We start from the raw sequence: 2,855 nt of genomic DNA on the forward strand, positions 1-2,855 counted from the left end.
CGATACGCCCCATCAGTTCAAGCGTTTCGGTTTTGCCAGTCGCCTTGGACCAGACGTGGATCGAAAACAGATGCTCCGTGCCGATCTCCGTGCCTGTGCTCCAATCATAGGAGTTGGTGTGCCCAAAGGTCAGGTAGGGGAAACGGACATGAGCCGGCGCATGGTCGTGGATTCGGCTGCCTACGACGGCCTGGATGGTACCATCAGCCTTCAGCGCGGCGAAGATCGCTTTCTGCAGTTCAACCGATGCGGCCGCCATCACGCTCCTCCCGTTCCCCAATCTCCGCTCCGCGCGTGACACCCGCGCGACGCTCTGGCTGCTCGTCAGCCCCGCCCCATTGCACCTCATCCTGCACACCATGCAGCCGGGTGCGCAAGGCACGCACCATGCCATCGAGCGTCAGCGCAAAACTCACCTTCATCGGCCCTGTTCCCGCGTTCGACAACTGAGATAGCGGCCGGTTTCATCAGGATCATGAACCGTCACGATGTCGAAGATCCGCGCGCCCAATCGAAACCGCATACCGCTCTTCACCAGGTCGCGGAACCGCAGCGTCACGCGATGCGTCACGCTTTCCAGCGATTGATCTGCCCCAAAGCGCGCATCCGCCCGCATCGGCTCCAGCCGCGCAAACACCGTTGCGACTTCCACCCAGTGTTCAACATGCCCGCCCGCGCCATCCTCGCTAAGCGTCACGTCTTCCAACGCCAGTTCCGTGCGCAAGCTTCCCGGCTCGATGAAACTCACCATCTAGAGCCTCCGCGAACGATAGGGCGCGATCAGACGCTCATAGCCTTTGGGGTATGACACCGGTTGATCTTTGGCACTGAGCAGCGCGCGAAACTCGAACCAGTGGCTCGCCAGCATAATGACCGCGCGCTTAAGCAGATCCGGCACATCCGTCCCCGCCGGACCAAAGCCCGCGACGAAATCCACCTCGATCCCGTTCATCGCCCGCCCCGGCTGCGGCGCGTGATCGAAATGCAGGCGGGTCGGCCGGGCATCGGCGTCGAGCAGAAGGGTCGCCGGATCGACGATCGCAGCGCCGCCATCGCGGCCATAGATCGTCACCGAAAGCACCTCACGCACAGGATGCTTGTGGATCAGCACGCGGTTGGACGCCGGCCAGCGATCCAGCGTCAGCCGCCAACTTTGCTCGATCAGCGCGCAGCCTGTCGCCTGCTCGACTTCCGCGCGCGCAGCCCTGATCAGATCGGCAATCAGCCCATCCTCGCTCGCATGATCGAGCCGCAGATGTGCTTTCACGTCGGCCACGGTCACAGGCTCGGCCGCCGGCTCGACGGTGCGAAACAGAGTCATGAAATTCCCTCAAGCGTCTGGCGGAAAAGAAAAAGCCCCGGCAGATCATGCCGGGGCTCATGTTTTTCTTCAGGCTCGGCCTATCAGGCCGTCGCGAACTTCAGCAGCTTGATCGCGCTGAAATCCTGCACGCCGCCGCCGACGCGCTTGGTCACGTAGAACAAGATGTACGGCTTGGCGGAATACGGATCTCGCAGCACGCGCACGCCGGTGCGGTCGACGATCAGATAGCCGCGCGCGAAGTCACCAAAGGCGATCGCGGTGGAGTCCGCCGCGATATCAGGCATGTCCTCGGCTTCCACCACCGGAAAGCCCATCAGTGAAGCCTTCTGCCCAACACCGGCCGGCGGCTGCCAGAGATAGTTGCCGTCGCCGTCCTTCATCTTGCGCACGGCCGCCTGCGTCTTGCGGTTCATCACGAACGATGCGTTTTCGCGATAACCCGCCTTCAGCGCATAGATGAGATCAACAAGCTTGTCGGCCGGGTTTGTCGCAGCAAAGGCACCGGCCGTACCCGTCGCGATCGTGCCGAGCGAGCCCCAGGACCAGTTGGCATCCGCGACCTTGTCATATTCCAGGAAACCCTTCGGCTTGTTGATCCCGTTGCCGGTCACGAAAGCCGTGCCTTCCTGTTCAGCAAAGGCCAGCTCGATCTCGTCCGACAGCCAGGTGTCGAGATCCACCGCGCTGTCTTCCAGCAGCGCCTGCGTGGCGGATGGCATGGCGTAAAGCTCGGCTGCCGGGAACTCCAGTTCGGCAAGCGTCGGGCTTGCCGTTTGCGTGCGCGCCGCCGTTTCGCCCACCCAGCCCGTCGCCGGACCGGTCAGCGCAAACGGCTTCTTCAGCACCGCCGTCGACACCTGCCGCACCGAAGCAATCGAGCGGATCGGCGACAGCACGGCAAGCCGCTTGGCGATCTCCGTTTCGGTCTCGACCGGCACGAGATAACCGCCATCGGACCCCGAACCGATGCTCATCGCCTTGGCTTCCACGGAGCGGATGCCGCGCTCGTCGCCGGAGCGCACATAGACCTCGAACGCATCCTTGTGCTCGCTCGCGCCCACGTCGCCGCTGCGACCCAGTGCCGGCCGCGCCTTCTTCAGAAGCAGCTCGTCCAGCTTGCGTTGCTGCGCATCGAGCGACTTGGAGATGCGATCGACCTTGTCGGTCGACAGCACATCCGCCGTCATGCGCGTTTCGAGTTCGCCGAGGCGGGTATCGTTGGCGTCCTTGAACGCCTCGAACGCGCCCATGAAGTCGTCGAACGCGCCCTTCACATCATACGGCGCGCCGCTCTTGATTTCCGGCGCACGCGTTGTCTGCATGGTCTGCATGTTAAATCCTCAAGCTTGAAACAGGTTTGCGGCCGCGCGGATCGTGTCCGCCAGACCATCGGGTCGGGTATGCGCGGCGTCTCGCTCGCGCTTCAGTTCGGCGAAGCCCTTGGCGATCACCAGCTTGGCTTGCGCCCGCGACAGCCCAGCATCCTGCGTGAGCCAGCGTTCGAAATCACGAGTCGTGGGAAGGCTTTGTG

General features: G+C 63.1%; 5 protein-coding genes and 1 pseudogene. All 6 read right to left on the reverse strand.

All coding sequences use genetic code 11. From position 1 onward, the window contains the following. The coding region (locus RTX98_RS20335) for a DUF3168 domain-containing protein (RefSeq protein WP_312798704.1) at window positions 1-259 on the reverse strand (259 nt) is incomplete at its 3' end. Continuing rightward, on the reverse strand, window positions 240-422 hold the full coding sequence (locus RTX98_RS20340) for a hypothetical protein (RefSeq protein WP_312798706.1): 183 nt from the start codon (window positions 420-422) through the stop codon (window positions 240-242). The genes RTX98_RS20335 and RTX98_RS20340, both read right to left, overlap by 20 nt. Beyond that, entirely contained in the window at window positions 419-751 is a 333-nt protein-coding gene (locus tag RTX98_RS20345) for a phage head closure protein (RefSeq protein ID WP_312798707.1), read from the reverse strand. Before RTX98_RS20345 ends, RTX98_RS20340 begins: the two co-directional genes overlap by 4 nt. Beyond that, window positions 752-1,321, reverse strand: a complete 570-nt coding sequence (locus RTX98_RS20350; RefSeq protein ID WP_312798709.1) for a head-tail connector protein — start codon at window positions 1,319-1,321, stop codon at window positions 752-754. Window positions 1,322-1,404: 83 nt separating this feature from the next. Beyond that, entirely contained in the window at window positions 1,405-2,655 is a 1,251-nt protein-coding gene (locus RTX98_RS20355; RefSeq protein ID WP_312798710.1) for a phage major capsid protein, read from the reverse strand. 9 nt (window positions 2,656-2,664) lie between these two features. Further along, window positions 2,665-2,855: pseudogene (locus RTX98_RS20360) on the reverse strand (HK97 family phage prohead protease); the annotation flags it as partial.

Origin of the sequence: Tianweitania sp. (assembly GCF_032053605.1) — a bacterium.
Lineage (GTDB): Bacteria > Pseudomonadota > Alphaproteobacteria > Rhizobiales > Rhizobiaceae > Tianweitania.

Coding starts and splice junctions, on each gene's coding strand:
- RTX98_RS20340 (WP_312798706.1), bottom strand. CDS start 422: ATGAAGGTGAGTTTTGCGCTGACGCTCGATGGCATGGTGCGTGCCTTG.
- RTX98_RS20345 (WP_312798707.1), bottom strand. CDS start 751: ATGGTGAGTTTCATCGAGCCGGGAAGCTTGCGCACGGAACTGGCGTTG.
- RTX98_RS20350 (WP_312798709.1), bottom strand. CDS start 1,321: ATGACTCTGTTTCGCACCGTCGAGCCGGCGGCCGAGCCTGTGACCGTG.
- RTX98_RS20355 (WP_312798710.1), bottom strand. CDS start 2,655: ATGCAGACCATGCAGACAACGCGTGCGCCGGAAATCAAGAGCGGCGCG.